General features: G+C 45.9%; 1 pseudogene. It reads left to right on the top strand.

The features are described from left to right. Positions 1-136: 136 nt before the first annotated feature. Positions 137-447 (top strand): annotated as a pseudogene (locus E3E25_RS11315) (transporter); the annotation flags it as partial.

The raw sequence follows: 447 nt of genomic DNA on the forward strand, positions 1-447 counted from the left end.
TCAGGTCTTCCATGCTACCACCAGGTACAGATTTTTGTAGTACAATTTTCTGTACTTAGCTAGTGCGTTTGGTATATAAAAATTTATCGGTTCAATATGCCAAAAACGTTTTAACGCTCAAATCTAAATCGTCTCCATGAACATCGTCCAGATGCTCGCGCTCATAATCATCGGCTACGTCCTTAAGCTCGTCCTCAAGGATGAGAAGCCCTTCAACTACCTTAGAATCCTTGTAAACGACTTTCTCCTGGCCCTCTTTATCTTCGGCAACGTGGCAAGCAAGGATCTAGCCTATCTCCTCAGCATAAAGACAGTTTTTATGTACGTGTTCATTATCGTTGGTCTCAGTCTGAGTCTCTCCTATCTCTACGGCCGCCTCTTCCTGAAAAGCGACGAGCTGTGGGCAGGTGCGCTGATGGTGCTTTCCGTCTATCCGAACACCGCTGC

The organism is Thermococcus sp. MAR1, assembly GCF_012027305.1.
GTDB lineage: Archaea > Methanobacteriota_B > Thermococci > Thermococcales > Thermococcaceae > Thermococcus.